Below are 23,739 nucleotides of genomic sequence, written 5' to 3'. Positions count from 1 at the left end.
CGTTTTGTTTTTTTGCTAAAAAAGTGCTGTAAACAGGTAATAATTAAGAAAATTAGACCTGTGTTTGGCACTTATATTTGGAATAACCTAAGTATGAGCACCTAATCAAACACAAATGAAAAAGATAGTTTTATTTTTATCTGTGTTTCTAACTTCACTAATTGCACTAGGCCAGCAAATCACGGGTACCGTACGTGATAAGAATGGTAAGCAATTAGCCGGAGTAACTTTAAGAAACACGAGTACTTCCAATAGTACACAGACCGATGATCAGGGGAATTTTAAGATTTCAGGTAAATCTGGAGATGTCTTGGAAACGAGTTTTATCGGATATGAGCGAGCGCGTCAGCCCATCCCTGCAACTGGTAAAATGACCTTTACCTTGGTCGAAACATTAAGTATTCTTGACGAGGCCGTGGTAATCGGTTATCAAAGTACTTCCCGCAAAAAAGCTACTGCAGCTATATCAAGTATTTCAGGTAAGGATCTAGAAAATCTTCCAGCTGCCAGTTTTGATATGTTGCTTCAGGGAAGATTAGCTGGCGTCAACGTTCAGAATTTTTCTGGCGCTCCGGGTGCTTCGCCAACATTGGCTGTTCGTGGTACATCGGCAGTTAGCCTGAATTACTCCAATGACGACTATTACAATGTCATTAGTAATCCACTCTATGTTATTGACGGAGTTCCGCAGCCTACAGAACAATTTGTGGGTCCGAATACAGGAACAGGAACCAACTACCTTGCAGGTCTAAATCCGAATGATATCGAATCTGTGGACGTGCTCAGAGATGCTTCTGCTGCTGCAATTTATGGGTCTAGAGCAGCAAATGGGGTGATTATGATTACGACGAAAAAAGGGCGTAATGGCGATCCCCGTTTTATGCTAACCGGATATGGAGGTCTAACGCAACGGCCCGAACTACGTGAAGTAACACTCGGAAGAACCGAGCGTGAGCAGAAGATGAAGATACTAAAAAATCAACTCTCTTCCAACGATTTTAGAAATCTACCTTTTATGCTTACCGATTCGCTAAACCCTGCATTCAATGGAAATACAGATTGGCAGGATTTATTCTACCAAAAAGGAAAGATAAAGAGTGCAGACCTTTCTGTTAGCGGCGGATCGGCAATTAGTTCATATCGTTTTAGCGGGAATTATTACGATGAGGCTGGGATCATTAAAGCAACCGGGTTTAAACGCTATACAGGAAGACTCAATTTGTCCAGTAAGGCTATCAATGAGCGTTTAACGATCAATCCCATTGTTGCCTATTCATATAATAAACGAGCGCGGGGGAGCGGGAGTGATGTGAGCCCAATAGCATTGAGTGCGGGTAGTATGCCATCGTCACTTTTTAATCTTTCAGATGCTAAAAAAGCTTATCTTCTAGGTACCTATGATAGTAGTCTTGACAATAATGAATCTTCTAATCTGAATACCAATCTAAATCTGATTTTCAATATTGCACCTGGATTAACTTTTACCTCCCAATCTGCCTATATCAAAGATATGGCCAATAGGGCTTATAACAGACCATCAGCCTTGATGAGTGGGGCGGGTAATTATTCGTCAGCTTATTCTTATGAGAATAGCCAGGTCAGGATATCGAACTTTTTAACCTACGTCAAACAGTTTGGAAAACACTCGCTCAATGTATTACTGGGCCAGGAAGCTGAAAAGAATAGAATGCAAAATGTATCAGCTTGGGGCAGCCAGGGCGTATCGGATCAGATCCAAGTGGTTACAGGTTTTCTGCAAAATAATATTGGTGCCAACTCCGATTTGCAAAAATGGTCACAGCTATCTTATCTCGGTCGCTTTTCCTATGATTTTGATAGTAAATACCTTTTTTCAGGTGCTGTACGTGCTGATGGTTCGTCCCGCTTTGGAGAGAACAACAAATGGGGATATTTTCCATCGGCATCTGTTGGCTGGATTTTAACTGAAGAAGATTTTCTAAAAAATAACCCTGCATTGACCTTGCTTAAAATTAGAGGAAGTTATGGATTGACTGGATCGCTCCCTTCAAGTAACTATTTGCAGTATAATCTCTATAATGTCAATAATGGTGGGTATCAGGGTAATTCAGGAGCAACTTCCTACAATGGTCAGGTGGCTATTACGCCAAACTTTAGAAATGGTGTTGCACAAAAGAACCTGAGTTGGGAACGTAATAGACAGTGGAATCTAGGCGTTGATATGGAATTGTATAAAGGGCGATTTACAGCTATGGTCGATGTCTTTAATAAGGAAAATTATGACGGACTATTTGATGTAATGCTCCCGGTGACTTCAGGATATGATTATGCCAAAACAAATTCTGTCGGGATTCGCAATTCAGGTGTCGATATTCAATTATCAGCTGATGTGCTCCCACGTAGCTCCGCATTAACCTGGCGATCCAATTTAAATATTTCTTATGTCAAGAATCGAATTATGAACCTTCCAAATGGTGGCCGTGATATGGTCATGGACGGCGATCGATTTGATAAGTCACATATCCTTTCCGTAGGTAGTCCAATCAATGCATTCTATCTCTATAAAACTTTGGGTGTTTTTTCTACCCTGGATGATATTCCTGTTAACCCTTATACAGGTGAGCGTTATCGCAATTCCAATGGAACGTTCAACCCAGGAGATTTTTATTTTGAAGATGTTGATGGCGATTATTTTGTAGATGTGTTTAACAGTGGTATCAATCCTGATAAAAGGGCTATTGGAGATCCCAATTTTAAATGGACAGGAGGTTGGAATAATGTCTTTAACTATAAAGACTTTTCGCTTACTTTATTTTTTACCTATGGTTTTGGAAGAGATGTACTAAATCTTTTTGAATCAGATCAATTTAATAATTCCACTTCTGGAGATGCGGTATCAAATTTCACTTACTATTCGATACGGGATTTAGATAAACTGAATATTTGGAGGCAGCCAGGTGATAAAGCTGAATATGCCAAATATGATATTGGTACCTATCGCTACTACTATACCTCTGCACAGACTTTCTTTTTAGAAAATGGTTCCTATATGCGTTTCAAGAATCTTATTTTTTCTTACAACCTCCCTGAACGCATCAGCAAGAAATGGAGTATTTCTAAAGTGAGATTCTTTGGTATAGTTGACAATGTAGCCCGTTGGCAAAAATCAAAAAAATTGCCTGATGCCGAGGCAGTAAACCCATATGGAGAGTATAACGGTGGAGGTTATCCTATTCCAAGAAAATATACATTAGGATTTGAACTAACTTTTTAAGACGATGAAAAGATTTTTTTTAAACTATAGACTAGCTGTGCTACTGATGCTGGTTTTCTTGCTGGGGTCATGTAAAAAGTTTTTGGTGGAAGAACCTGTCAATTCAACCTTTGCGGGTGCGTATTGGAAAAGCTCCGGTGATTTGAGAAGTGCTATGGCCGGTAACTATGCCTTGGTGCGGGATGTGATGAATTCAGGTAACTGGAATCCGAGCCCTCGATACTTTATGTATGGCGATGCAATTGCCAAGAATTATTTTACAATCCAGTATAATGGCGATGGTCTGGAAGGAATTCAAGACGGAGATTTCACATTTCAATACAACGTAGAAAACTTCGGAGACTGGACCAAGTATTATAAAGCGATTACGATGAGCAATATCCTTATTAATCGAGTTCCTAAGGTAGCGGACGACTTGCTGACCGATGTGACCAATCCGACGAAATTCAAAAATGAGATGCTCGGAGAGGCCTATTTTTTACGGGCGTTTACTTATTTTATGATGCTACGTGTTTGGGGAGATGTCCCCTTGGTAACTGAAGAATACGATGATCCTATTTCTGCTCCAGAATTAGCACGAAGTACCAAAAAAGAGGTTATGGCGCAGATTGAGAAGGACGCACTGTTGGCACATGAACTGCTACCTTGGCAATATTCACTTGTTGGGAATGCGAAAGTTACAGCCAATAAAGGCGCGGTAAATGCATTGTTAGCTCATTTTTACCTTTGGAAGGCCACAATGAGCGATATCAATTCAAGCCAACCGGATCTCGAAACGGTAGACAAAGCCGATAAAGCCATCGATGAAATCTTAAATAATGGTATGTATTCATTGACCGATACATCTAATTATTACAAGACTTTCGAAGGACTTTCGAGTGAAGGTATTTTTGAAATTGCAATGAGTGAAAATACGCGTGAAGGAACCAATCAACATATTGCCAATATGTTTTTGAGAACTGCGCAGCTGGCAACTACTGGAACAAATTCGAGGTGTTATGTCAATGCAGATTATCTGACAAATCATTTTTATAAGATAGACCAAGTTTGGGATTGGTATTGGAATACAAGTTTGCTGCAGTGGGAGTGGAAAGCGATGCCTTCACAGGTCTTTGACGATAGCGATATTCGCTGTCGACGTAATTTTACAGATTTAAACAGCGATAAAGCTACTTGCATAAAATATCAAAATGTTGTCTACCGTAATCCCTCACAAAAGCAAGATCCTTATGTTAGCAATAATTTGATTGTCTTTAGGTTAGCGGATATGCGCTTGTTGAAAGCCGAAATTGCACTCTATAGAAATCAAGTCTCCAAAGCGATAGATATCATCAATGAATTTAGAAAAAGGAATGGCGCCGATGAATCTGCATTCGTGGATAATACATCGAGTAAAGACGATGTCATGTACGAATATATTATTGAAAGAGGTAAGGAACTTTATCTCGAAGGGCATATTTTTTATGATCTATTGCGAACAAGGCAATACAGCAATTTTATTCCATGGCTTTCAGAATCCCGTTTTCGTCAAGAAGGATTTTATTGGCCGATTAATCCAGCCCTATTCAAAAATAATAACAAGTTGACACAGACCTCTTACTGGAGAGGAAAGGTTTAAGCACTAACTAAAAGAATTATGAAAAAGATAACAGGATTGTTTGCGTCGTTATTGATCTTTCTTTTTGCTTGTAAGAAAGATAATTACAAAGTAGATGGAGGAAAGAGCGATGCCCACGTGAATCAGACAACCTATGATTTTTTAAAGCAACACGGAAGCTTTGATTCATTGGTTAAGATTATAGATCGCGCTGGTATTAAAGATATTGTCAATTCGGATGTCACTTTCTTTGCAACGACTGATTATGGCGTACGGGATTATGTAGCCGCCAAAAAACAACAAAAGATCATTGAAGTAGGAAACGAAAATATTCAGTTCGGGATAAATAACATCCCAGTCAAGGAACTACGTGATTCGATGATGATTTATATATTCGATGGAAAGATTACAAGAGAGAATCTCAGCCCGGATAATAAATATTTTGTGAGCAAGCTTGGCGCGATCCCAAATGTCAGGTTCAATATTAAGTTGCGCAGAACACGTGATTACAGCGATTATTTGGATTATGTAGACTATCTCAATTTTACAAAGGTTATCGGGACTCTTGATGCTGAAGAACCAGATTATAATGCGATTCCCAAAGATCAGCTCGATAAATCCTATGATTGTCAAACCTCAGGAATTATTACGACGACAGGTGTATTGCATGTATTGCAAAACACGCATCGTTTATTTTTTAACGCCGGAAAAATGGCAGACTAAAAACAGATATGAAAACGAATTTAAAAATTTTATATAGCCTAGTGTTTGTTTTTACACTGACTTCTGGGTGCAAAAAAATTGAAAACGGCTTTTTGAGTGAAGGTATCCGTTATAAAGACAATACCATCTTTTGTAAACGTGGAATGTCGCTTACGATGTCTGACCGTATCAATACAGATGGCTCCACTCCGCCCTATACATTCGAACTGTTAAACTTAAACGATGAAGCAACAGGTCAGCCTGCACCGGATGTTTTTTTTAAAGAATTTGACATTCTAACCTTTAAGCCTGGTTTAGTGTTCAATGCCGAGACAGATACCACGGTCGAGCTTCTCAATAAAAAGAGAGAAACAGTAAAAAAGGCTCCGATGGAATTCAATACCGTCAGTGGACAGCTGGTTTTTAATCGAGCTTCTGCCAACCTACCTCTAGGGCGTTTTAATTTTGATGTCAAAATGACCAATCCAAGAGGGGAACGGGTATTCCCTAAATTGGCAACCATTGAGATTGTAGAGCCCACGATTGATGATATGTTTAAAGTAACTTATCAGGCGGCGTCAGGATCAAGTGCTGCTGAAGTTTTTACTGGGATCACGGCTCCAAAGGTGACTTGTACAAAAATTTCAAACGATGGCGCTCGTGTTATTCTAAAGATCGTCGATAAAAATGGAAATGCATTCAATCCTAAAAATGGAGAAGTGATCAAAAGAGGGGATCGTCCGATGTTTGAATCTCATGTGAAGTTTAATCCCGTACAGGTTACAGATAATTCAATGATCTGTGATTTTGAAGTTGCCCCCTTTCCATTGGCTAAATTAATTGGAAAAGATGGAACAGATTGGGGATTTCTCAATTATTATCGCATCCCAATGAAGTACGCACAGATAGATGGTTTGAGTGCTAACAATGTTAACCCAGTATTTGGATTCCAACTATTGATGGAAGGTACTTATGAGGTTCAGGTGAAACTGCCAACAGTAACGCGTATAACACAATAACGATTAGGGGGGGCAAAGTGGAGCTCCCCTTGGTTTTAATAGATCTAAATGATCAAAGTGCAAAAATTATCCAATAATGAGCAAATTTTGATATTTTATTTGATGTCAGATTGACATGTAATAAATATGTTGTGTTTGTTATTTTTTTTTAGTAAACCAATGTTGAGTAACCTAAATACTGACGCACCATGAAAACACTACAGTTTAATATTCCTGTGATACAAGGACAGAGTATAACTGTTCAAGAGGATATATCGGAATCTTTCTATCCGCATTTGCATCGTCATCAAGAAGCGCAACTAATGTGGATTACAAAGGGAAGAGGTGTATTGCTCGTGGATGAAACCTTGCATAGCTTTAAAGAAAACGATATCTTCTTCATTGGCGCGAACCAGGCGCATGTATTTAAATCTGTTTCCGAAGATAAGGCGAGCGATGCGGCACGTTCGATTTCCATATTTTTTGATCCTGCTGGGAGATTAAAACAGCTCTTTATGTTGGGCGAATTTGAACCATTGGAGCAATTTTTAAAACAGGATCGCAGGGGGTTTAAGATTCCTAAGATGGATTTCGAAGTGGTATCTAAGCGTATTATGTTGTTAAAACAATCCGAAAAGATAGATAAAATGATGCATTTCTTTTATTTGTTAAGAACACTATCTCAAATTTCAAAGAGAACAGATTCACTCTGTCCTGAACCTATGGAGGCTGCCGTCTGTTCGATTGGAAAAAATAACCGAATTGAAAAGGTGTGTCATTATATCAATACACATTTTAAACATGGGCTTACTTTAGAAAGTGTAGCAGAAAGTGCACACTTGTCGCCACAGGCATTCTGCCGTTATTTCAAAAAACACTGTGGAATCACCTTAGTTGGTTATCTAAACCGGATACGAATTAATGAGGTTTGCAGTCAATTGGGAAAAGATCATTTACATTTGGAAAATATCTCATTTATCGCTTATAGCTGTGGCTTCAATAGCATTACAAATTTTAACCGCGTATTTAAACAGATTATCGGTTGCACACCGAAAGAGTATATTTTGCGCTATGATCAGCGATATACAGAAAATACAATTGTTTCATATGTTTAGTTTAAGGCCACGTCGTGAGACGTGGCTTTTACGCTTATTTGACACTACTTTCAAAATGATAAGTACCCGAGCCTATATCGTGGCTGGAATCAACGAGTACAATTTTTGCCCGTGTATTTGCCGGGACGGTGACATCTAGTTTCAATAGATTATTCTCTAACACCCAGGCCGATTTTACCGTACCGTACACCGTTTCAAGTTCTGCAGATGCATGTGTTAATTTACCACCCGGTTTTGGAGCAATAACGATAGATTTATAACCCGGAGCATCTGCTGCCAAGTTAATTCCAGCTATTGTTCGATACATCCAGTCTCCAATAGCGCCATAGGCGTAATGGTTATAGGAATTCATGTCTGGAGTTTGAAAAGATCCATCAGGTTTAATACCATCCCATCTTTCCCAGATGGTGGTAGCGCCCATTTTGACGGGGTAGAGCCACGAGGGATAACTCTCTTGCATCAATAGATCGTATGCAACGTCATTATGTCCAAATCGAGTCAAGACATGGCATATATAAGGGGTACCCAAGAAACCTGTCGTGAGGTGGTTGCCATAATCCCGGATGTTGGCGACAAGGCGATCAGCACATGCGGCTCGTAATCCTTCAGGCAACATATCAAATTGCAGTGCCAGTACATAAGCAGTCTGTGTACCGGATACTAAGCGACCTGTTGGAGTCATATACTCCTTTGCAAAGGCTGCTTTGATGTTAGAAAGTAATGCCGTGTATTTGGCAACGTCTTCTTTTTTGCCTAAGACCTCCGCTGCGTTAATCAGTAGTTGTGTCGAGTGAGCATAAAAAGTCTGTGCGATTAGATATTTATCGGTTACAGCGGCTCTTCCATCATTATCATCATTCGGACGGTAAAAAAGCCAATCCCCAAAATGAAAACCTGAATTCCAGAGATTATTTTTCGCAACAGAAGTAATATAACCCACCCATTTTTGCATACTTTCGTATTGTGTTTCTAATATTCTGCGATCTCCATAAGTGCGGTACATATCCCAAGGAATAATTGTAGCTACATCGGCCCAACCAGCTGATGCGCCATCATTGATCCCGAGTACATTTGGTACGACATGAGGAATGAGTCCGCTGGGTTGTTGGTCAGCTTTGACATCCTTTAGCCATTTCGTAAAGAATCCTGCTACATCCATGTTGTAAGCCGCGGTATTCGCGAAAGCTTGTGCATCGCCTGTCCAACCTAAGCGTTCATCGCGTTGTGGACAGTCGGTAGGTACGTCTACGAAATTGCCTTTTTGTCCCCATTGAATATTGTGCTGCAATTGGTTGATTAGGGGATTGGAAGTCGTAAATTTACCCGTTGTCGCCATATCAGAATAGAGAGCCACGGCCGTTAGATCATCGGATTTTAATTCTCCGGGATAGCCCTCAACTTTAACATACCTAAAGCCCTGAAAAGTAAAATGTGGTTCAAAGACTTGTTCGGTCCCGCCTTTTAAAATATAGCTGTCCTGAGCCTTGGCAGATCGTAGATTTGTTGTATAAAAATTACCTTCTTTAGTAAGTACTTCAGCATGACTTAGTGTAATCTTTGTTCCAGCGGGCCCCTGTGCCTTCAACATCACCCATCCCACCAAATTTTGTCCAAAATCTACCACAGTTTCCCCTTTTGGGGTTTTAAAAATGCTGAGGGCTTTAAACTGTTCATGTTTCCTAACAGGAGGACCGCTCATCGCGATAAGCTTTTCCGTTCCTTTGTTCATCATATTTACATTCTTCCAGTTGCTATCTTCTTTAAAATCAATATTATCCCATCCAGTAATCTCCATTCTAGCATCGTAAATCTCTCCATCATAGATATCCGACGCCATAATAGGCCCATAAGTATACTTCCAGTTCTCATCCGTATTTATTGTTTCCTTTGTGCCGTCGGTATATTCGACCTCAAGTTGTAAAAGTAGTCCCCGTGTATCGCCATAGAAATTATGCTGATTTCCAAATCCAATACGGCCTTTATACCAGCCATTGCCAAGACTTGCGCCCAGTACATTCGAACCGACCCTAAGCAATGCTGTAACATCGTAAACTTGGTATTGCAACTGGTTCTTGTAGCTGGTCCATCCCGGAGCAAAATATGTGTCACTTATACGAGCGCCATTAAGCTTGGCTTCGTATAGGCCTTTTGCCGTAATATAGGCCATCGCTGATTTTATCTTTTTTTTCAGGCTGAATTCTTTTCTGAAAAGTGGACTGCGGGCTGAAGTGTCCTTTCCTGAGACAGTGATCCATTGTGCAGACCAATCTGAGGCGGAGATTCCCATTTGAAAGAATCCAATTGTGGACCAGGCAGATGTATTGCCATGATTGTCTGTTACCCGGACTTGCCAAAAATATTTTTTCTTTGACTGAAGAGGAGATCCCGCGTAGTCAATTAACACAGATTGGTCTGTAGAAGCACGATGTTTCCAAACTAGATCTTTATCTTTAGTTAAGAAAGTTTTGTTTGTTCCCACTCGAATTTCATATTCGGTTTGTTGTGTGTTTTTCTCCGTAGAGGTTATTTTCCAGCTCAATCTCGGAATCTCGGTTTCAACGGCCAATGGATTGCTCAGATGTTCTACCTTTAGGTCAATTACCTCTAGTTTTTGAGCGAAAGTGGATAGATTTAGTACGATCAGAAATCCTAATATTCCTAATTTTTGAAGCATAGTCTTCATAGATGGTTTTATATTTGATTAGTAACGTATTGCTTGGAGTATAAAAGTAATATAGCTATTATCCGCAATAAAATTTATATAAGCGTCATGTACTATCCTGACACTAAAGAAAAACTTGTCTTATGCTAAGGTCGATTGGAAAATCTATCTATAAATTCGTTAATAATAACGGAAAATCGAGGCCGTAATTAATATTCAAAAAATAAAAATTGGCAATGGAAAATTATAGTCAAACTATCCAGTTGGGTGTAACAAAGGATCGGGTCTTTAAAGCACTAACCGATGAAATACCATTTTGGTGGACAACCATGTTTGAGGGCTCTTCCAATAAGAAGGACGATAGATTTACAATTCGCTTTGGCGATCTTATTTACAAAGTAATGCAAGTGGAAGACTTACATGAAAATGCAAAAGTTGTTTGGCATGTCGAAGATTCATTGATAGCCCTTCCTGGATTGAAAAATCAAAAAGAGTGGATTGGCACAACGATCGTTTGGGACATCACTGAAAAAGAAAACGGGATTGTGTTGCAACTTGAACATATTGGCTTATCCCCTGAAATCGAATGCTATGATATTTGTACAGATGGATGGCGACAATTTGTGAAAAGTTTAGAAGCATATATTGAAACAGGTAAAGGACAGCCTTTTTCGAATTGATCCTTGATAGCAAATATAGCTTCTGTTAAGGTATTACTATCTTCATAGTGGGTTGGATGTGACAACCCAGCTTCCGGAATGGATTTTTTATCATAATAATATATAACTGTGAGCCTGCCATTGGCGGGCTCCAGTATCTGTCTCTCCTCCGAGATTAATAATCCCTAAAACAGTGCCTCTATAATTTTTCTTTCCCCCCAAAAAGTACCATAGGCTTGATTCTAAGCTGTCTATCATATATCTATTGGATCCCAGCTCATCTTCAGATTTACTCCTGATGTTATGTAGAATGATGCGGTCGAAATAAAACCTCTCCACTGTGGAAAAATTGATTGGATCTGAATTCAATGGAACGAGGATAGCTATAATTTCTGGTAGAAGCTTTGTTAATTGTTTGATTAATTTATGAAAATAACAATTAAATTAATAATCTGTTTGATGAAATAATTGAAATAATTTACGATATTTGAATGAATTATAAAACTGTGAAGAAATAAAAATTAATATGCTTTCTGAAAGATCAATGGCCATATGGATCTGCATTGGTGTGGAAAGCATTTATTTCTAGAATTGAATAAGAACAATGGAGTATTTTTCCCAACTTGGATACCATTCTAACGAAATCATAAAATTCGCTGCCGCTAGCGGAATCTTTTCCCTACTTTTAAAATGTGGTGAAGTAATCCATTTTACACCACAAGATCCGGAGCATTTTAGAGCTTGGTTGATTGAAAAAAATATTGAAGATATTAAAAGCGAAAAACAGCAGCGAGAATTTTTGAGGACTAGCATTTAATACCATAAACAGTAGATAATATTTTGGTGAAAAGCCGAAAATTATATTTTTTTATATAAAAAATCAATTTATACGATCTTATGAAAAAGACATTACTTCTATTGGCGCTGCTGATTTGTATGACCATTAATAGCTTTGCCCAAGACAGTTCGATGTTATGGAAAATTTCCGGTAATGGTCTAAAACAAGATTCTTATTTGTTCGGTACGATCCATATGTTGTGTCCAGACGACTTTGTCATCAAACAGAAGAATTTAGATGCACTCAATGCTAGTAAAAAGGTAGTTTTTGAAGTTGATCTTTCCAAACCAGAAAATGCAAAATCTCTACAGGCATTTACTGTTTCGGATCCTAGTTTTATAAAGTCATTTTCTGAAGACGATATCAAAAAGATGGACAGCGTGTTGATCGCACAGCAGCTTTCAATCAAATTGTTGGATTATGTATCACCTGTTGCTGTTATATCCTTGTTCTCGATGAAAGGATTTAATTGCCCGGATCCGACAAAGATGAAGTCTTATGAGGTTGAGCTGTCAGCACTTGCGACCAGCCAAGGAAAGGTAATAGGAGAGTTGGAGACACCTGATTTTCAATTTAATTTGCTGAAGGATCTCATTACACCCAAATTGTTCATGGAATCTGTTTTTCAGTTGGACGAATACCCTGCATTGACAGTCAAGATGGTTCAAGCTTATAAATCAGAGAATTTGGAAGAGTTGACAAAATTGCTCCAAGATCCAGCCTGGATGACGAAAGAACAAAAAGAAAAATTGTTAATTGGGAGAAATTTGAATTGGAGTAACCTGATACCCCCTATGATCAATGAAGAATCCTGTTTTATTGCCGTTGGCGCAGGGCATTTGGCCGGTAATCAGGGGCTGATTACCTTACTCCGAGAAAAGGGATTCAAAGTGGAGGCTATAAAATAAATCTTATCTTAGTGGTTATTTAATACTAAGAAAAAAATGGCATCGGAGCACAACAAAACAGTAGAGATATTGAAAACAGGTGACAAGACATATTTGATTTTTGGTATAAGTAAGGGATTAGGCAGAGCTATAGCGTTGAATTTGCCAAATGAGAATGATCTAATATTTGGTATTTCCAGGAATGAACCAAATTATTTAAGTGCCAATTCAGACATCCGATGGATTGCTACCGATCTATCCCAACCGAAAGAATCTTCGGAGACGATAAAGGCGATAATAGGAAATCAGCGGATTGATTATTTTATCTATAATGTTGGGATATGGGAAAAAGATGCATTTACGGAAGCGTATAACTTTGCAGATAGCAGTGCCTCCGAAATAATAAACTTAATCAATACGAATATTACGTCTTGCATTTTAAATGTACAGTCGGTAATAGATAATTTAAGACAATCGTCCAACGCTAAGGTTATATTGATTGGTTCTACTTGGGGTTTAGATAACCACAGTGGAAAAGAAGTTGCATTCTCTGCGACAAAGTTTGCATTACGTGGTGTTGTCCATTCCTTACGAGAAAACCTTAGAAAAGATAAAATAGGTGTTTCCATATTAAATTTGGGCTATTTAGCGACAGAATTTGATCATAATGAAACAATAGAAAACGTTATTGTACAAACACAAGGTAATCTTATTCCACTGCAAGATGTAATTCAGGCATTACGATTTATTATCTCTACTTCGGCGGCAAGCTGTGTAAAGGAAATTAATATGCCGGCAATGTGTGATTTTAATCTATAACATTGCTTTTGATCTGCTCTTCTTGCCGTTATAAATTTTTTGACATCGCGATAAATTTGCATTTGGTCAACGTATACATGCACTATATCAAAAAGATTGGTGCTTGAGCAGTCCAAAAGCTTCCTTTGTTGAAAAAACATGAGGAAACAAGTATTATGTGCAGTTATACTCAGCGGTTTTACTACGCTGGCTGCACATGCTCAAAATGCAGTATCGGGACAGGTTGCTGTGGATTATGTCCCACTATCAAATTATATTCGCCCTGAAGATAGTGTTAAGACAGGTTCAAAGAGCGATTTTAGGAGAATACAGTTTAACCTGGAAGTTCCATTATCTACCAAAATAGATTCTTCTGGCAATATAAAACGCTGGTCCTGGAAGATAGGGGCAGCTTATGCAAAGATGGAAAATAAAGGGTACGAAGAGCCCTTATTCCCGACTGAAATGCTCAATGCAGAAATGGGACTTCAATACCTGACCTCATTAAGGAAAAATTGGTCTCTATTGACTTTCGCCTCCGTTGGGATTTATTCAGACCTCGTTAAAGTAAATGGTAAGGATGTATTGGGGCAGGGGGGAGTGCTTTTTATCAAAAAATTTAGACCGAATTTAGCTTTTGGTTTTGGCCCTGTGTTGAGCAATAGTTTTGGGGTGCCAATGATCTTACCTGGCTTGTATTTTGACTGGAAAACAAATGGAAAAGTGAAGTTCAATGTGAATTTTCCACAGGGTCTTTCCGCATCCTATCACCTTAATGAATTGGTTGATCTTCGTGCTGTCGTTAATCTAGATGGTATGACTGCAGAACGAGAAAAAAATGGGAAATCTACTTTGGCTGGTTTTATGTTATTGACAGCTGGGCTTCAGCCTCAGTTCAATTTGGGCAAGAGCCTGAAGCTCCAGCTGACCGGCGGAAGCACACTTGCCAGATTGTATGTAGAAAATGATAGATCGCTGAAAAGTTTATTCAAGAACAAAAGTCAGGCGGATCCCCGGTTTTCTCCAACCTTCTATACTTCCGTAGCACTTAAATGGAATATGCCTTAATCATCTGCTGAGGAGCTTCTTAAAAACAACATTTTGGAGAAGCTCCTCTCTTTTTGTACGCGATATCGGTAATTCTTGTTCCTGTATATATACTCTCCCTCCAGTAATAATATCAATGTGGTTTACATTGACTAGGTAGGATTTGTGAATACGAAAAAAATGGTTGCCGGGTAATGCCTCTTCCAAAGCTAACATGGTTTGATGGATTGTAATTGTACGCTCTTTAAAGTGAAGTTTTGTATAATTTTGCATACTTTCCGCGTACAGAATATCTGTCCAGGAGATTTTAACAAAAGCATCCCCCTGTCTTACAAATAACATATTGTCATTCGGACTACTTTCCTGTAAGGGTTTGTTCCGCTGTACGAAAAGCTGATAAGCTTTGGTGCTGGCCTGATAGAAACGCTGGAAAATTATAGGTTTGAGGAGGTAATCAACAGCTTGAAGTCTAAATCCTTCCAAAGCATATTCTGAATAAGCTGTGATGAAGATACATAAAGGCGGGTTTTCAAGGGAGTCTAAAAAGTCTATACCATTGAGATAGGGCATATTAATATCTAAAAAAATAAGATCTATATCGCCCTGCTGTAACCTCGAAGTTGCAGCTAGTGCTGAAGGAAATGTTTCCACTAAATCCAAAAAATAGATCTGCTCGGTCATTTCGGCAATATGTTGGCGCAGCATAGGTTCATCGTCTACGATGATACATTTCATTTTAATTTCTTCCATTGTCAATAGTTAGCTGTTAAGATCGATGGTCAGTTGTATAGTAAAACTGTTGTCAAGTTTATGGATTGTTAACGAATAGTTGTTTTCATATTGCAGTTCCAGTCTTTTTTTTACATTTTCCAGCCCTATGCCCGAGTGCCCTGTCGAAGCTAATTGCGGATAGTCCTGATAACTATTACTGATGTTGAATTGAAGTTTTCCTTCTTCCTCAACACAGGATAGCTCTATCCCTCCTTTTTGATTTGGAAGACGGTTTACGTGTTTAAATGCGTTTTCGACAAAACAGATGAGCATCAATGGTGCAATATATAAATCCTTTGAAGATTGATTCCATGAACAGCTTACATCCAGTTCGTTACCCCACCGCATTTTTTCTATGGCTATAAAATCCTGTAAATATTGCAGTTCGCGTGTTAAAAGCACGAGCGGTTGGTTGCACTCATAGAGCTGGTACCTCAAAATGTCCGAAAATTTCAGAAGCAAATAATCAGCCATTTCCACATTCTTTTTCATGAGGATATGAATATGGTTCAAGACATTAAACATAAAATGAGGATTGACCTGATCCTGTAAAAATTTCACCTGACTTTCAAGAAAATTCTGTTGCAATTGACCATGGATACGTTGAATATCTGCATGTTCCTGATAAAATCTAATCCCGCAGGCGGTACCATTGATCAGTAGGGAAGATGGAATAGCTTGATAGAAATGAGTGAGTATTAGATCTGTCCGTTCATGGTTAGATATTCCTTCTTTGGTGAGAATGAAGTAGTAATCTATGCCACCAATTAAAATAGCTAAAATGATCACAAAAACGATCGCTTTCAGCACAAAAGGTTTCATTTGTCGAGTCTTGATCGCTTCAGTCAAAACCCGGTCACTCAGCCATTGTGATACAACAATGGACGAAACCATAATTAATGATGTATGGAATAGGGCCTGTAACGCATTGAATTCATCTTTTATTTGAATCCATACTGCAAATCCAAGTACAAGCCAAAATAGGCTAAGGAAAAGATGTTTATTTAAATAGTCTTTTTTGAACATATCACGATTAAAAAAAATACCTTTGGAGCCTGATTCCGAGGTAGCTCCAAAGGTAAAACTTATTCATTGTTTTAGAAGATAAAGTAACCCAATCCAATAGAAAATGCCTGTGGTTTGGATTTAAAAGATTTGTTAAGGTCAGAAAAACCGCGTTCATAGCGAACATCAAGTGTAAATCGCTGAATATCGACTCCTAGACCGCCGGTAACTTGTAAGTTCGATTTGTCAAAATGTTTGATTCCCTGTTGTATTGCTTTGAGAGGCGGCAAATTGTCGTTTAGCGTATAGCTGTAAATTGCACCAGCTAATACTCGGAAATTGATGTCCTGATTTTGGTAGATTTTGTAGCCTACAACGACGGGGATATCAATTGCATTCCATTTGAGTTTGCTTTCGGTTTGCCCTTGCGGTTTAAGTGCTGCTTTGCGTTTATTGAAAAGAGCTTCACCCTGGATATAGGCTCTTCCAAGATTAACTCTTGCCATACCCCCTATGTGTAATCCTATGGCATATTTGTCATCTAAGTCTGCTAATTCGGTATTGAGTTTGTTGAGACTACTTCCCCCTTTAATACCCAATTGAATGAAAGGTTGCTCCTGAGCAAACAGTTTTTTGCTAAACATCATGGCAAATAATACGATGCATGATAAAATTGCGTTTTTATTCATTTTATATTGTTTTAATTTGTCCAAAAGAACAAAGGATCAATTCCTTGGCAAAAAGAGTTTGACGAACGGCATTTTTGTAGTGACGAAGGTTAATATAGGGATGATTAGTCTGTCAAGATTTCTATTTGTTTGTCAATATTTCTGGCTTAAGCGTATTTTTTTAGTATTGATGAGGAAAGATCTATTATTTTTTTTAACTTACAAGATAGATTTTGTTTGGTCAATTGTGTTGTACAAATAATCGATTTCATGAAAAATCCATTGAAGCGAACGTTTTCCTTTTCTTATCTGGTATGGCCGTTTTGTCTGCTTATACTAACATCCTGTTCTAAAGAGGGACTTAATTCACAAGGAGGTCTAATAGATCCCGGTTTTAAAGCTGTCAACTTACAAACTGGAATCAAGGAAAATGTAATTCCGATCAAAGCGGATTTATGGTATGTGTCCTATGTCAAAGATGTCCTTACAGGAGAAATTTTGAAAGATTCCACTGGAAAAAAGCTCAAATTGGAGCGTACGGGCTCGATTGAGGTTGACGGCGGGTGGCTGCAGTTGGAAAAAACAATTAATAACGAGCTTAAATTGACCTTATTGGAAAATTTTAGTGATCAGCCCAGGAGTTTTGCCATTGGCATATTGTCAGCGGATAAAATGGATGAAGTGAATTTTATTCAAACTAGGGCTGATGGATATGAGTTGGTCAAAAAAGAAATCAAAGAAGTGAAAGAAAACCGGAAAATCTATGTCAGTACCGAAGGGTGCACTGCGATGAATCTGGTAAATAGCTCAAATCGAGAGCGAAAAGTCGATATCACTGCCATTTTTAAGGACGTAAAGTATAGTTCCGAATTCATAAGTGACAGCTACGGCGCTTTTGACTGGCTCAATAAAGCAGATTCTACGATTTTCATGGATGAATTAATGGTAAATGGTGGAGTTCGCTGGCAAGGTAAAGTTCCTTACAGCAAAGACAAAACTTTTGAAAATTATATTAAATCTGGAGATAAACAAGAATTGCTGCTCAAACCCAATGCCCAAATAACTGCGAAAGGTGAATTCAAATACCTCGAAAGAACTTGCAATTATATCTTTACGATCAAGAATAAAACATCCGGGCACGAATTCCAAGTGAAGGGTACCTGGAAGCAAAAGGTTCCGCTGACCCCACGGACTATTTTGCAATAAGATTATTTATTCTATTGAACTAGCGAAGTCGGCATTTACTTTCATGAGGACTGTAGTGCATGTTTTTCTGTTTTGTAGAATACCTTGAAATTCGTCTTTAGTTTGGTTCTTTTAACGAGAGACTAAAAGTAAACTTCTTTTGCATTAAAAAGCTATAAACAGTAGCAATAAAAGTGCAGAGAATTTGTGATGGAGTAGGATACCAAAGAAATTGCTCAACAAATAACTTCAACAGAAGGTAATTTATCAATAAAGAACCAAGATTGGAGAATAGATATCTACCTAACATCGTATAAACCGTAAATCCTAGAACTTGACAAATATATAAATCTGCCTACCTATAGCGGGTAGATGATCGACAAATTGTTTGAATTGAGAAAAAATTAGGATTACATCGCTATCTTTTCTTATACTTGCATTAAATTAGATTTATTCTAAATAACTGTGAAAAGCGAAAATACCATAATTGTTGATTTTAAGACTCCTAATGATTTTGAAGTCCTTTATAGGAATACTTCCGAGCAGTTATTCAATATTATTTTTAAACAAGTAAGAGACCACGCGATCACAGAAGAACTTGTACAGAATATTTATCTCAGACTTTGGGAAAGACGGTTTGAAATCCAACTATCTATCCCTATACAACATTATTTGAACCGTGCTGCTAAACTCGCAGCTTTAGATTACCTCAAAACCAATAATCGTCGGAACATACATCTTAAGCAGCTTTATATTGAGCAGGAAGAGAGCGATAATGTCACAGAGAAAACTGTCTTTTTCAGGGATTTAAAGAAGAGGATTCATGCAATAACCGATCAGTTACCTCCCAAGTGCAGAACAGTGTTTGTTATGAGCAGAGAACAGGGGCTTAATACCCGTACGATTTCGCAACGTTTATCAATCGCTGAAAAGACTGTTGAAGCACATCTGACCAAAGCTTTGAAAGCGATCAAAAATAGTATCGATCGAAAAATATAAAAAAAATCAAAATAGACTAAGGGTATTAGGTACTTTAACCAACTATACTAATAAAGGGGCTATAATTAGATAATTGTCGTTTCCTTTGAAAAATTGATATAACAACGATACGTATTACACAATAGCTGTATTTTGGAAATTAACCCGGATATTTTAAAACGATATAATGAGCATACGGCCAGCGAAGCCGAACGCAAAGCAGTTGAAGAATGGCTCGATGATCATTCAGTTGAAACTAATATTATCCCAACGAATGAATTATATGCCATGAAAGCATCTGTATGGGATCGTGTTCACGAAAATATAATAGGAACAAATGTAATCAAGCTTGTGCGTACACGGAAAAAAAGTGACTACCTTCCGTTGACAGCGGCTCTTGGATTACTGTTACTAATAGGTTTAATCTGCCAACAATGGACTTCACGCGATCAGCGCTACTCCGATGCTATTGTCATTACTTCTGCCCAGGGTGATGTCGAGATTTTGGACGACCACTGTAGATTACAATTTTCGGGATATCTTCAGGTCTTCAACCGTTCATCTAAAGTTAAATCAATTGAATGTAGCAACGGCGAGAAATACACCTTGGCACCAGGCGAGACCTATTATCTGGAAACCATCGATGGCAAACATTCTATTGTACAAGAAAGCAATCTTTCACCAGAAGATAATTGTTCGCGTTTCATCCGCGGTGACGTGAAAATATATGCGGGAAAAGCTAAAAACAATGTATAAAATTTACAGATTTCGAATCACAAATTACGCTATTTTAACGATCTGTTTGCTCGCTCTCTTTTTGGCGGCTTGTAATAGTCCGTCAAATAGTAAGATGAATAACGATAATGGATTGATTGTGATCGGAACGCGTGTGAATACCCCCAAAGGGCGAATGTTCTATTTGGGCGCCTATCGGGATATACCCCAGAAAGTTGATCCCAAAGATATGTTGCTCTTGGGACGCGAAAATGCGATATATTCCTATGGCGAGCATCCTTACATTTGGGATGGTATCTCCGCTATGCTGAGAAAGTATCATGTAGATAAACGGATGAATATATCGGCGACCGACTCTATTCATTTCAAAAGCTTAGTTAACAGTGAATCATTTGGTTCGTTAGCCTTTATTTCCGAGGAAGAGGCTTATGCATTCTTTCTTGCCGACGGAAAGATTATCCAGTTCAATCCAAGTACAATGCGTGTTACAGCATCTCTGAACGTACAACCACTTCCGAAGGGAAAAGCTACAGAGGTCAATACAAACACCTATTATTCCTTTGTAACGGACGATCATACCATACTATTGCCTATAGGAACAAATCCCAATAGCTTTGCTAAATTTCCGACCAACGCCCAGGTTGCTGTTTTCAATTACAAGGGAAAGACAATACAGTATACAAGTGATTCACGTATGTCGTTAGGGTATAATAATTTTGCTGTGGATATTTTGAATGGCGACCTGTATTATAGACCATCTAAGTATATCGCGCGAGCACAGGATTATTCGCCTGTAGTAGATTCACCGCCAACAGGAGGTTTGTTGAAGGTTCAGAAAGATGGGAACTTTGATACGGACTTTTTTGTCGATCTTCAGAAAGTACTTGATGCGCATCGTATCGTGTCGGTTATTTATATAAAAGGCAAAGATGTGCTGGTGCAGTATATTGAAAAGGGATGGAGAGTTCCAGAAGATCCCGGGGCCTGGTTTAACTGTCCGACCAAATTGGCGGTGGTTGATTTGCATAAAATGACCTTTAAGGATCAACCTCTTTTAGATAAATATGGAACCATTTATCCAGTGGGTGAGGTAGATGGTAAACAATATTTTTCCAATTTCGGAGCGAAAGATGGTACCTACCATTTTCTTGAACAGGATGATGGCCAAATTTTCAAAACTAGAATAGAGACCCTTGGCGGAAGTGGTATCTATATCGCCCGTATCAGATAACGATAAAATATTTGTCGAATAATTGAAGTGCTGTTTGCTAACAGCAATGGGAATGTTATTGACCAGTGTTTTCGTTTAGTGTAAATATTTGTTGTTGTATATATATTATTCATGTTTTTTTATTTTTTCAGTTATGAAATCAGTTTTATCAATTTTCTTATGTTGCATATTATCCTTTGCCGCCACGGCGCAAACGCAGGACAAAGTCAAAGGAAAGATTATGATATCCGAAAGCATTCCGGCAAAAGATGCACTATTGAGACTCCTGAATACGGCCTACCAGACTAGGACCAATGCCGCTGGTGAATTCTATTTTAATGATGTACCTCCGGGAAAATACATTCTTCAGGCCTCTGTCAATGACGTGGAGATTATTCGTGAAAATATCAGTATTAACGAAAATGCAGACAACCTTCCGGTCATTTATGTGATCAAAAAAATGAACAATTTAGATGGGGTAACCGTGTATGGATATAAAAGAAACAAATTCTTGGATCAGGATACAACAATGATTGCCAAGATGCCACTATCTTACATGGAAAATCCGCAGGCATATACCAGCATCAACCAAACGATCATGAAGGAGCAATTGACTACTGACGTTTCCGATGCATTGCGTAATGTACCTGGTATGATTAAGATGCAGGGTAGTCCTGGTCGAGGTAGTGGCGACGGTAGCTTCTATTACAGTTTGCGGGGATTTCCAACGAAGGTTTCTATGGTGGATGGAGTTCCCGCTACGACAAATGGGGAAATTGATCCAGCAGATATAGAACGAATAGAAGTAATCAAAGGACCAGCAGGAACCTTGTATGGTGGTGCCGTGACTTCCTTTGGCGGATTGATTAATGTGACGACAAAGAAGCCCCGTGACTATTTTGGTGGCGAAGTAGCCTATACATTTGGAAGTTTTAATCTCAATCGACTGACTGCCGATGTCTATGGTCCTGTAGACCGCAATAGAAAAACACTATTTCGATTGAATAGTGCTTATCAATATCAGAATGGATTTAGGGATTCCGAATTCAGAAAATCATTCTTTGTTGCGCCAACGTTCAGTTATCAGGTCAGTGACCGTTTGACATTTAACCTTGGAGCACAAATCTATAATTACGAAGGTACTAATACACCGATTATCTTCTTGAGCAGAAACCGCCAATTTTTTGCCAGAACACCGAAAGAATTAGGTTTTGACTGGACAAGATCCTATTCTAATAACGACATGACATTGAAAGCTCCGGCAATTAATATCAAAGGTGAGATCAATTATCGGATATCAGATACCTGGACTTCCCAGACCATTATCTCCAGAAATTTCCGTAAAACGGAAGGCCTTTATCAGTATCAGTTCATCCGCGGGAATACCAGTGATGCTTTGCTTGAGCGCAACGTGCAATGGAACAATTCTGAAGCTGCTTCTACAAGCATACAACACAATCTCAATGGTACATTCCAGTTGGGAAGCATTAAAAATAAACTGCTAATTGGAATTGATTATCTCAATCAGTCCTTACGTAACAACCATTCACCTATCGTGAAATACGATACCGTAAATGCCCAAAATCTGACAAGTGGCTATGGTTTTATTTCACGGGAACTGGCAACGGCAAGTATTCAGAAATCAAAAGGCAATATGATCAGAACCTACGCATCTAACAATGTTTATGGCGCTTATATCTCCGATGTTGTCTACCTGACAGATCGCTGGACTACCCTTTTAAGTCTACGTTTAGACCATTTTGATTCAAGAGGACAGCTCAATCTGAATACGAACGTTCGTGATGGAGAATATAAACAAACAGCTTTATCACCCAAATTTGGTATGGTCTATCAGTTGGTAAAGGAGCAGCTTTCAGCTTATGCGAATTACATGAATGGCTTTAGTAATGTTGCACCGGTTGACAATAAAGGAATTGTAGGTTATAGTAATATTTTAAAGCCGCAAATGGCTGGACAATGGGAGGCGGGATTAAAGGCTAATCTTTGGAAAAATCGCTTCAACATGACTGCTTCTTATTATGATATCACAGTGAATAATATGAGCAGGGATATTGAAGTTACCCAGGATGGACAATCTGCTATTGTCACGATCCAGGATGGAGAACAACGTAGTAAAGGTGTTGAATTTGAACTGATCACTAACCCGGTGAGAGGATTAAATATTATGGCCGGATATACTTACAACGATAGTAAATTTCAGAAAGCTGATGCTTCAGTTGAAGGGCGAAGACCTGCATCTGCAGGACCGGCAAATGTCTTTAACTCTTGGCTTAGCTATGTATTTCAGAATAGAACCCTTCATGGATTTGGAATCGGACTTGGTGTTAACCGTGTTGGTGAGCAGATTACTGTAGATCAAGAAGCGACAGGTCGGTTCACCTTTCCGGCATACACGCTGGTCAATACATCCCTTTTTCTGGAAAGAGATAAATATCGATTTGCCGTGCGTATGAATAATTTGACCAATAGTGAATATTTTGCAGGACAGGGGGTAATAGTGGCTCAGATGCCACGTAATTTTGCTGTGCAGCTCAGCCTGAGGTTTTAACTAGATCATAAAAAAGCCACATCATCTGATGTGGCTTTTTTATGATCTGCTTAATAGTTATA

Annotated in this window: 21 protein-coding genes; 15 read left to right on the top strand and 6 right to left on the bottom strand. The window is 38.6% G+C overall.

Annotation, left to right across the window (positions count from 1 at the left end):
- Positions 1–115: 115 nt before the first annotated feature.
- The 5 genes from ACHWSC_RS20765 (at position 116) to ACHWSC_RS20745 (ending at position 7,665) form a co-directional block, all read left to right on the top strand.
- The gene (locus ACHWSC_RS20765) at positions 116–3,253 is read left to right on the top strand and encodes a SusC/RagA family TonB-linked outer membrane protein (RefSeq protein WP_394678032.1); all 3,138 of its coding nucleotides are present in this window, start codon (positions 116–118) and stop codon (positions 3,251–3,253) included.
- A 4-nt stretch (positions 3,254–3,257) separates the two neighbouring features.
- On the top strand, positions 3,258–4,871 hold the full coding sequence (locus tag ACHWSC_RS20760) for a RagB/SusD family nutrient uptake outer membrane protein (RefSeq protein WP_394678031.1): 1,614 nt from the start codon (positions 3,258–3,260) through the stop codon (positions 4,869–4,871).
- 18 nt (positions 4,872–4,889) lie between these two features.
- The gene (locus ACHWSC_RS20755) at positions 4,890–5,573 is read left to right on the top strand and encodes a hypothetical protein (protein ID WP_394678030.1); all 684 of its coding nucleotides are present in this window, start codon (positions 4,890–4,892) and stop codon (positions 5,571–5,573) included.
- 8 nt (positions 5,574–5,581) lie between these two features.
- On the top strand, positions 5,582–6,571 hold the full coding sequence (locus ACHWSC_RS20750; protein ID WP_201665826.1) for a DUF5007 domain-containing protein: 990 nt from the start codon (positions 5,582–5,584) through the stop codon (positions 6,569–6,571).
- Between the two features lie 188 nt (positions 6,572–6,759).
- Positions 6,760–7,665, top strand: coding sequence for an AraC family transcriptional regulator (locus ACHWSC_RS20745; RefSeq protein ID WP_120335444.1), 906 nt, complete (start codon positions 6,760–6,762; stop codon positions 7,663–7,665).
- Between the two features lie 34 nt (positions 7,666–7,699).
- On the opposite strand, the gene ACHWSC_RS20740 is transcribed toward ACHWSC_RS20745, so the two are convergent.
- Complete coding sequence (locus tag ACHWSC_RS20740; protein ID WP_394678029.1) at positions 7,700–10,339, bottom strand: family 78 glycoside hydrolase catalytic domain; 2,640 nt, start codon at positions 10,337–10,339, stop codon at positions 7,700–7,702.
- Positions 10,340–10,563: 224 nt separating this feature from the next.
- Here ACHWSC_RS20740 and ACHWSC_RS20735 point away from each other — a divergent pair, with 224 nt between their 5' ends.
- Entirely contained in the window at positions 10,564–11,007 is a 444-nt protein-coding gene (locus ACHWSC_RS20735; RefSeq protein ID WP_120335446.1) for an SRPBCC domain-containing protein, read from the top strand.
- 90 nt (positions 11,008–11,097) lie between these two features.
- On the opposite strand, the gene ACHWSC_RS20730 is transcribed toward ACHWSC_RS20735, so the two are convergent.
- The gene (locus ACHWSC_RS20730; RefSeq protein WP_394678028.1) at positions 11,098–11,325 is read right to left on the bottom strand and encodes an ADP-ribosylglycohydrolase family protein; all 228 of its coding nucleotides are present in this window, start codon (positions 11,323–11,325) and stop codon (positions 11,098–11,100) included.
- A 265-nt stretch (positions 11,326–11,590) separates the two neighbouring features.
- Here ACHWSC_RS20730 and ACHWSC_RS20725 point away from each other — a divergent pair, with 265 nt between their 5' ends.
- The 4 genes from ACHWSC_RS20725 to ACHWSC_RS20710 all read left to right on the top strand — a co-directional run bounded on the left by ACHWSC_RS20725 (position 11,591) and on the right by ACHWSC_RS20710 (position 14,577).
- A complete protein-coding gene (locus ACHWSC_RS20725; RefSeq protein ID WP_201665811.1) occupies positions 11,591–11,803 on the top strand; it encodes a hypothetical protein in 213 nt (70 codons plus the stop codon).
- Between the two features lie 80 nt (positions 11,804–11,883).
- A complete protein-coding gene (locus ACHWSC_RS20720) occupies positions 11,884–12,732 on the top strand; it encodes a TraB/GumN family protein (RefSeq protein WP_394678027.1) in 849 nt (282 codons plus the stop codon).
- A gap of 36 nt (positions 12,733–12,768) precedes the next feature.
- The gene (locus ACHWSC_RS20715) at positions 12,769–13,530 is read left to right on the top strand and encodes an SDR family NAD(P)-dependent oxidoreductase (protein ID WP_394678026.1); all 762 of its coding nucleotides are present in this window, start codon (positions 12,769–12,771) and stop codon (positions 13,528–13,530) included.
- A gap of 138 nt (positions 13,531–13,668) precedes the next feature.
- Complete coding sequence (locus ACHWSC_RS20710; protein ID WP_394678025.1) at positions 13,669–14,577, top strand: DUF6268 family outer membrane beta-barrel protein; 909 nt, start codon at positions 13,669–13,671, stop codon at positions 14,575–14,577.
- Here ACHWSC_RS20710 and ACHWSC_RS20705 read toward each other — a convergent pair whose 3' ends face one another.
- The 3 genes from ACHWSC_RS20705 to ACHWSC_RS20695 all read right to left on the bottom strand — a co-directional run bounded on the left by ACHWSC_RS20705 (position 14,578) and on the right by ACHWSC_RS20695 (position 17,021).
- On the bottom strand, positions 14,578–15,306 hold the full coding sequence (locus tag ACHWSC_RS20705; RefSeq protein WP_394678024.1) for a LytR/AlgR family response regulator transcription factor: 729 nt from the start codon (positions 15,304–15,306) through the stop codon (positions 14,578–14,580).
- Between the two features lie 9 nt (positions 15,307–15,315).
- Complete coding sequence (locus ACHWSC_RS20700) at positions 15,316–16,353, bottom strand: sensor histidine kinase (RefSeq protein WP_394678023.1); 1,038 nt, start codon at positions 16,351–16,353, stop codon at positions 15,316–15,318.
- A gap of 71 nt (positions 16,354–16,424) precedes the next feature.
- Positions 16,425–17,021, bottom strand: coding sequence for a porin family protein (locus ACHWSC_RS20695; protein ID WP_394678022.1), 597 nt, complete (start codon positions 17,019–17,021; stop codon positions 16,425–16,427).
- Between the two features lie 249 nt (positions 17,022–17,270).
- Here ACHWSC_RS20695 and ACHWSC_RS20690 point away from each other — a divergent pair, with 249 nt between their 5' ends.
- Positions 17,271–18,206, top strand: a complete 936-nt coding sequence (locus tag ACHWSC_RS20690) for a hypothetical protein (protein WP_394678021.1) — start codon at positions 17,271–17,273, stop codon at positions 18,204–18,206.
- A gap of 97 nt (positions 18,207–18,303) precedes the next feature.
- Here the strand turns inward: ACHWSC_RS20690 and ACHWSC_RS20685 are convergent, their stop codons facing one another.
- Complete coding sequence (locus ACHWSC_RS20685) at positions 18,304–18,495, bottom strand: GtrA family protein (protein ID WP_376778419.1); 192 nt, start codon at positions 18,493–18,495, stop codon at positions 18,304–18,306.
- Between the two features lie 155 nt (positions 18,496–18,650).
- On the opposite strand from ACHWSC_RS20685, the gene ACHWSC_RS20680 reads away from it, so the two are divergent.
- The 4 genes from ACHWSC_RS20680 to ACHWSC_RS20665 all read left to right on the top strand — a co-directional run bounded on the left by ACHWSC_RS20680 (position 18,651) and on the right by ACHWSC_RS20665 (position 23,677).
- On the top strand, positions 18,651–19,184 hold the full coding sequence (locus ACHWSC_RS20680; protein ID WP_159729715.1) for a sigma-70 family RNA polymerase sigma factor: 534 nt from the start codon (positions 18,651–18,653) through the stop codon (positions 19,182–19,184).
- Positions 19,185–19,316: 132 nt separating this feature from the next.
- The gene (locus ACHWSC_RS20675) at positions 19,317–19,919 is read left to right on the top strand and encodes a hypothetical protein (RefSeq protein ID WP_394678020.1); all 603 of its coding nucleotides are present in this window, start codon (positions 19,317–19,319) and stop codon (positions 19,917–19,919) included.
- A 94-nt stretch (positions 19,920–20,013) separates the two neighbouring features.
- Positions 20,014–21,129, top strand: coding sequence for a hypothetical protein (locus ACHWSC_RS20670; protein ID WP_394678019.1), 1,116 nt, complete (start codon positions 20,014–20,016; stop codon positions 21,127–21,129).
- A gap of 133 nt (positions 21,130–21,262) precedes the next feature.
- Positions 21,263–23,677 (top strand): TonB-dependent siderophore receptor, encoded by a 2,415-nt coding sequence (locus ACHWSC_RS20665; RefSeq protein WP_394678018.1) that lies wholly within the window; start codon positions 21,263–21,265, stop codon positions 23,675–23,677.
- Positions 23,678–23,739 lie beyond the last annotated feature (62 nt).

Source organism: uncultured Sphingobacterium sp., assembly GCF_964277905.1.
Lineage (GTDB): Bacteria > Bacteroidota > Bacteroidia > Sphingobacteriales > Sphingobacteriaceae > Sphingobacterium > Sphingobacterium siyangense.
This window is presented reverse-complemented; position numbering and strand designations above follow the sequence as displayed.

Bases quoted from the DNA above. Each gene is read 5' to 3' on its own strand.
- ACHWSC_RS20745 (WP_120335444.1), top strand. From the start codon at position 6,760: ATGAAAACACTACAGTTTAATATTCCTGTGATACAAGGACAGAGTATA.
- ACHWSC_RS20665 (WP_394678018.1), top strand. From the start codon at position 21,263: ATGAAATCAGTTTTATCAATTTTCTTATGTTGCATATTATCCTTTGCC.
- ACHWSC_RS20720 (WP_394678027.1), top strand. From the start codon at position 11,884: ATGAAAAAGACATTACTTCTATTGGCGCTGCTGATTTGTATGACCATT.
- ACHWSC_RS20740 (WP_394678029.1), bottom strand. From the start codon at position 10,339: ATGCTTCAAAAATTAGGAATATTAGGATTTCTGATCGTACTAAATCTA.
- ACHWSC_RS20765 (WP_394678032.1), top strand. From the start codon at position 116: ATGAAAAAGATAGTTTTATTTTTATCTGTGTTTCTAACTTCACTAATT.
- ACHWSC_RS20670 (WP_394678019.1), top strand. From the start codon at position 20,014: ATGAATAACGATAATGGATTGATTGTGATCGGAACGCGTGTGAATACC.
- ACHWSC_RS20760 (WP_394678031.1), top strand. From the start codon at position 3,258: ATGAAAAGATTTTTTTTAAACTATAGACTAGCTGTGCTACTGATGCTG.
- ACHWSC_RS20725 (WP_201665811.1), top strand. From the start codon at position 11,591: ATGGAGTATTTTTCCCAACTTGGATACCATTCTAACGAAATCATAAAA.
- ACHWSC_RS20755 (WP_394678030.1), top strand. From the start codon at position 4,890: ATGAAAAAGATAACAGGATTGTTTGCGTCGTTATTGATCTTTCTTTTT.
- ACHWSC_RS20750 (WP_201665826.1), top strand. From the start codon at position 5,582: ATGAAAACGAATTTAAAAATTTTATATAGCCTAGTGTTTGTTTTTACA.
- ACHWSC_RS20710 (WP_394678025.1), top strand. From the start codon at position 13,669: ATGAGGAAACAAGTATTATGTGCAGTTATACTCAGCGGTTTTACTACG.
- ACHWSC_RS20690 (WP_394678021.1), top strand. From the start codon at position 17,271: ATGAAAAATCCATTGAAGCGAACGTTTTCCTTTTCTTATCTGGTATGG.
- ACHWSC_RS20695 (WP_394678022.1), bottom strand. From the start codon at position 17,021: ATGAATAAAAACGCAATTTTATCATGCATCGTATTATTTGCCATGATG.
- ACHWSC_RS20705 (WP_394678024.1), bottom strand. From the start codon at position 15,306: ATGGAAGAAATTAAAATGAAATGTATCATCGTAGACGATGAACCTATG.
- ACHWSC_RS20715 (WP_394678026.1), top strand. From the start codon at position 12,769: ATGGCATCGGAGCACAACAAAACAGTAGAGATATTGAAAACAGGTGAC.
- ACHWSC_RS20685 (WP_376778419.1), bottom strand. From the start codon at position 18,495: ATGTTAGGTAGATATCTATTCTCCAATCTTGGTTCTTTATTGATAAAT.
- ACHWSC_RS20735 (WP_120335446.1), top strand. From the start codon at position 10,564: ATGGAAAATTATAGTCAAACTATCCAGTTGGGTGTAACAAAGGATCGG.
- ACHWSC_RS20700 (WP_394678023.1), bottom strand. From the start codon at position 16,353: ATGTTCAAAAAAGACTATTTAAATAAACATCTTTTCCTTAGCCTATTT.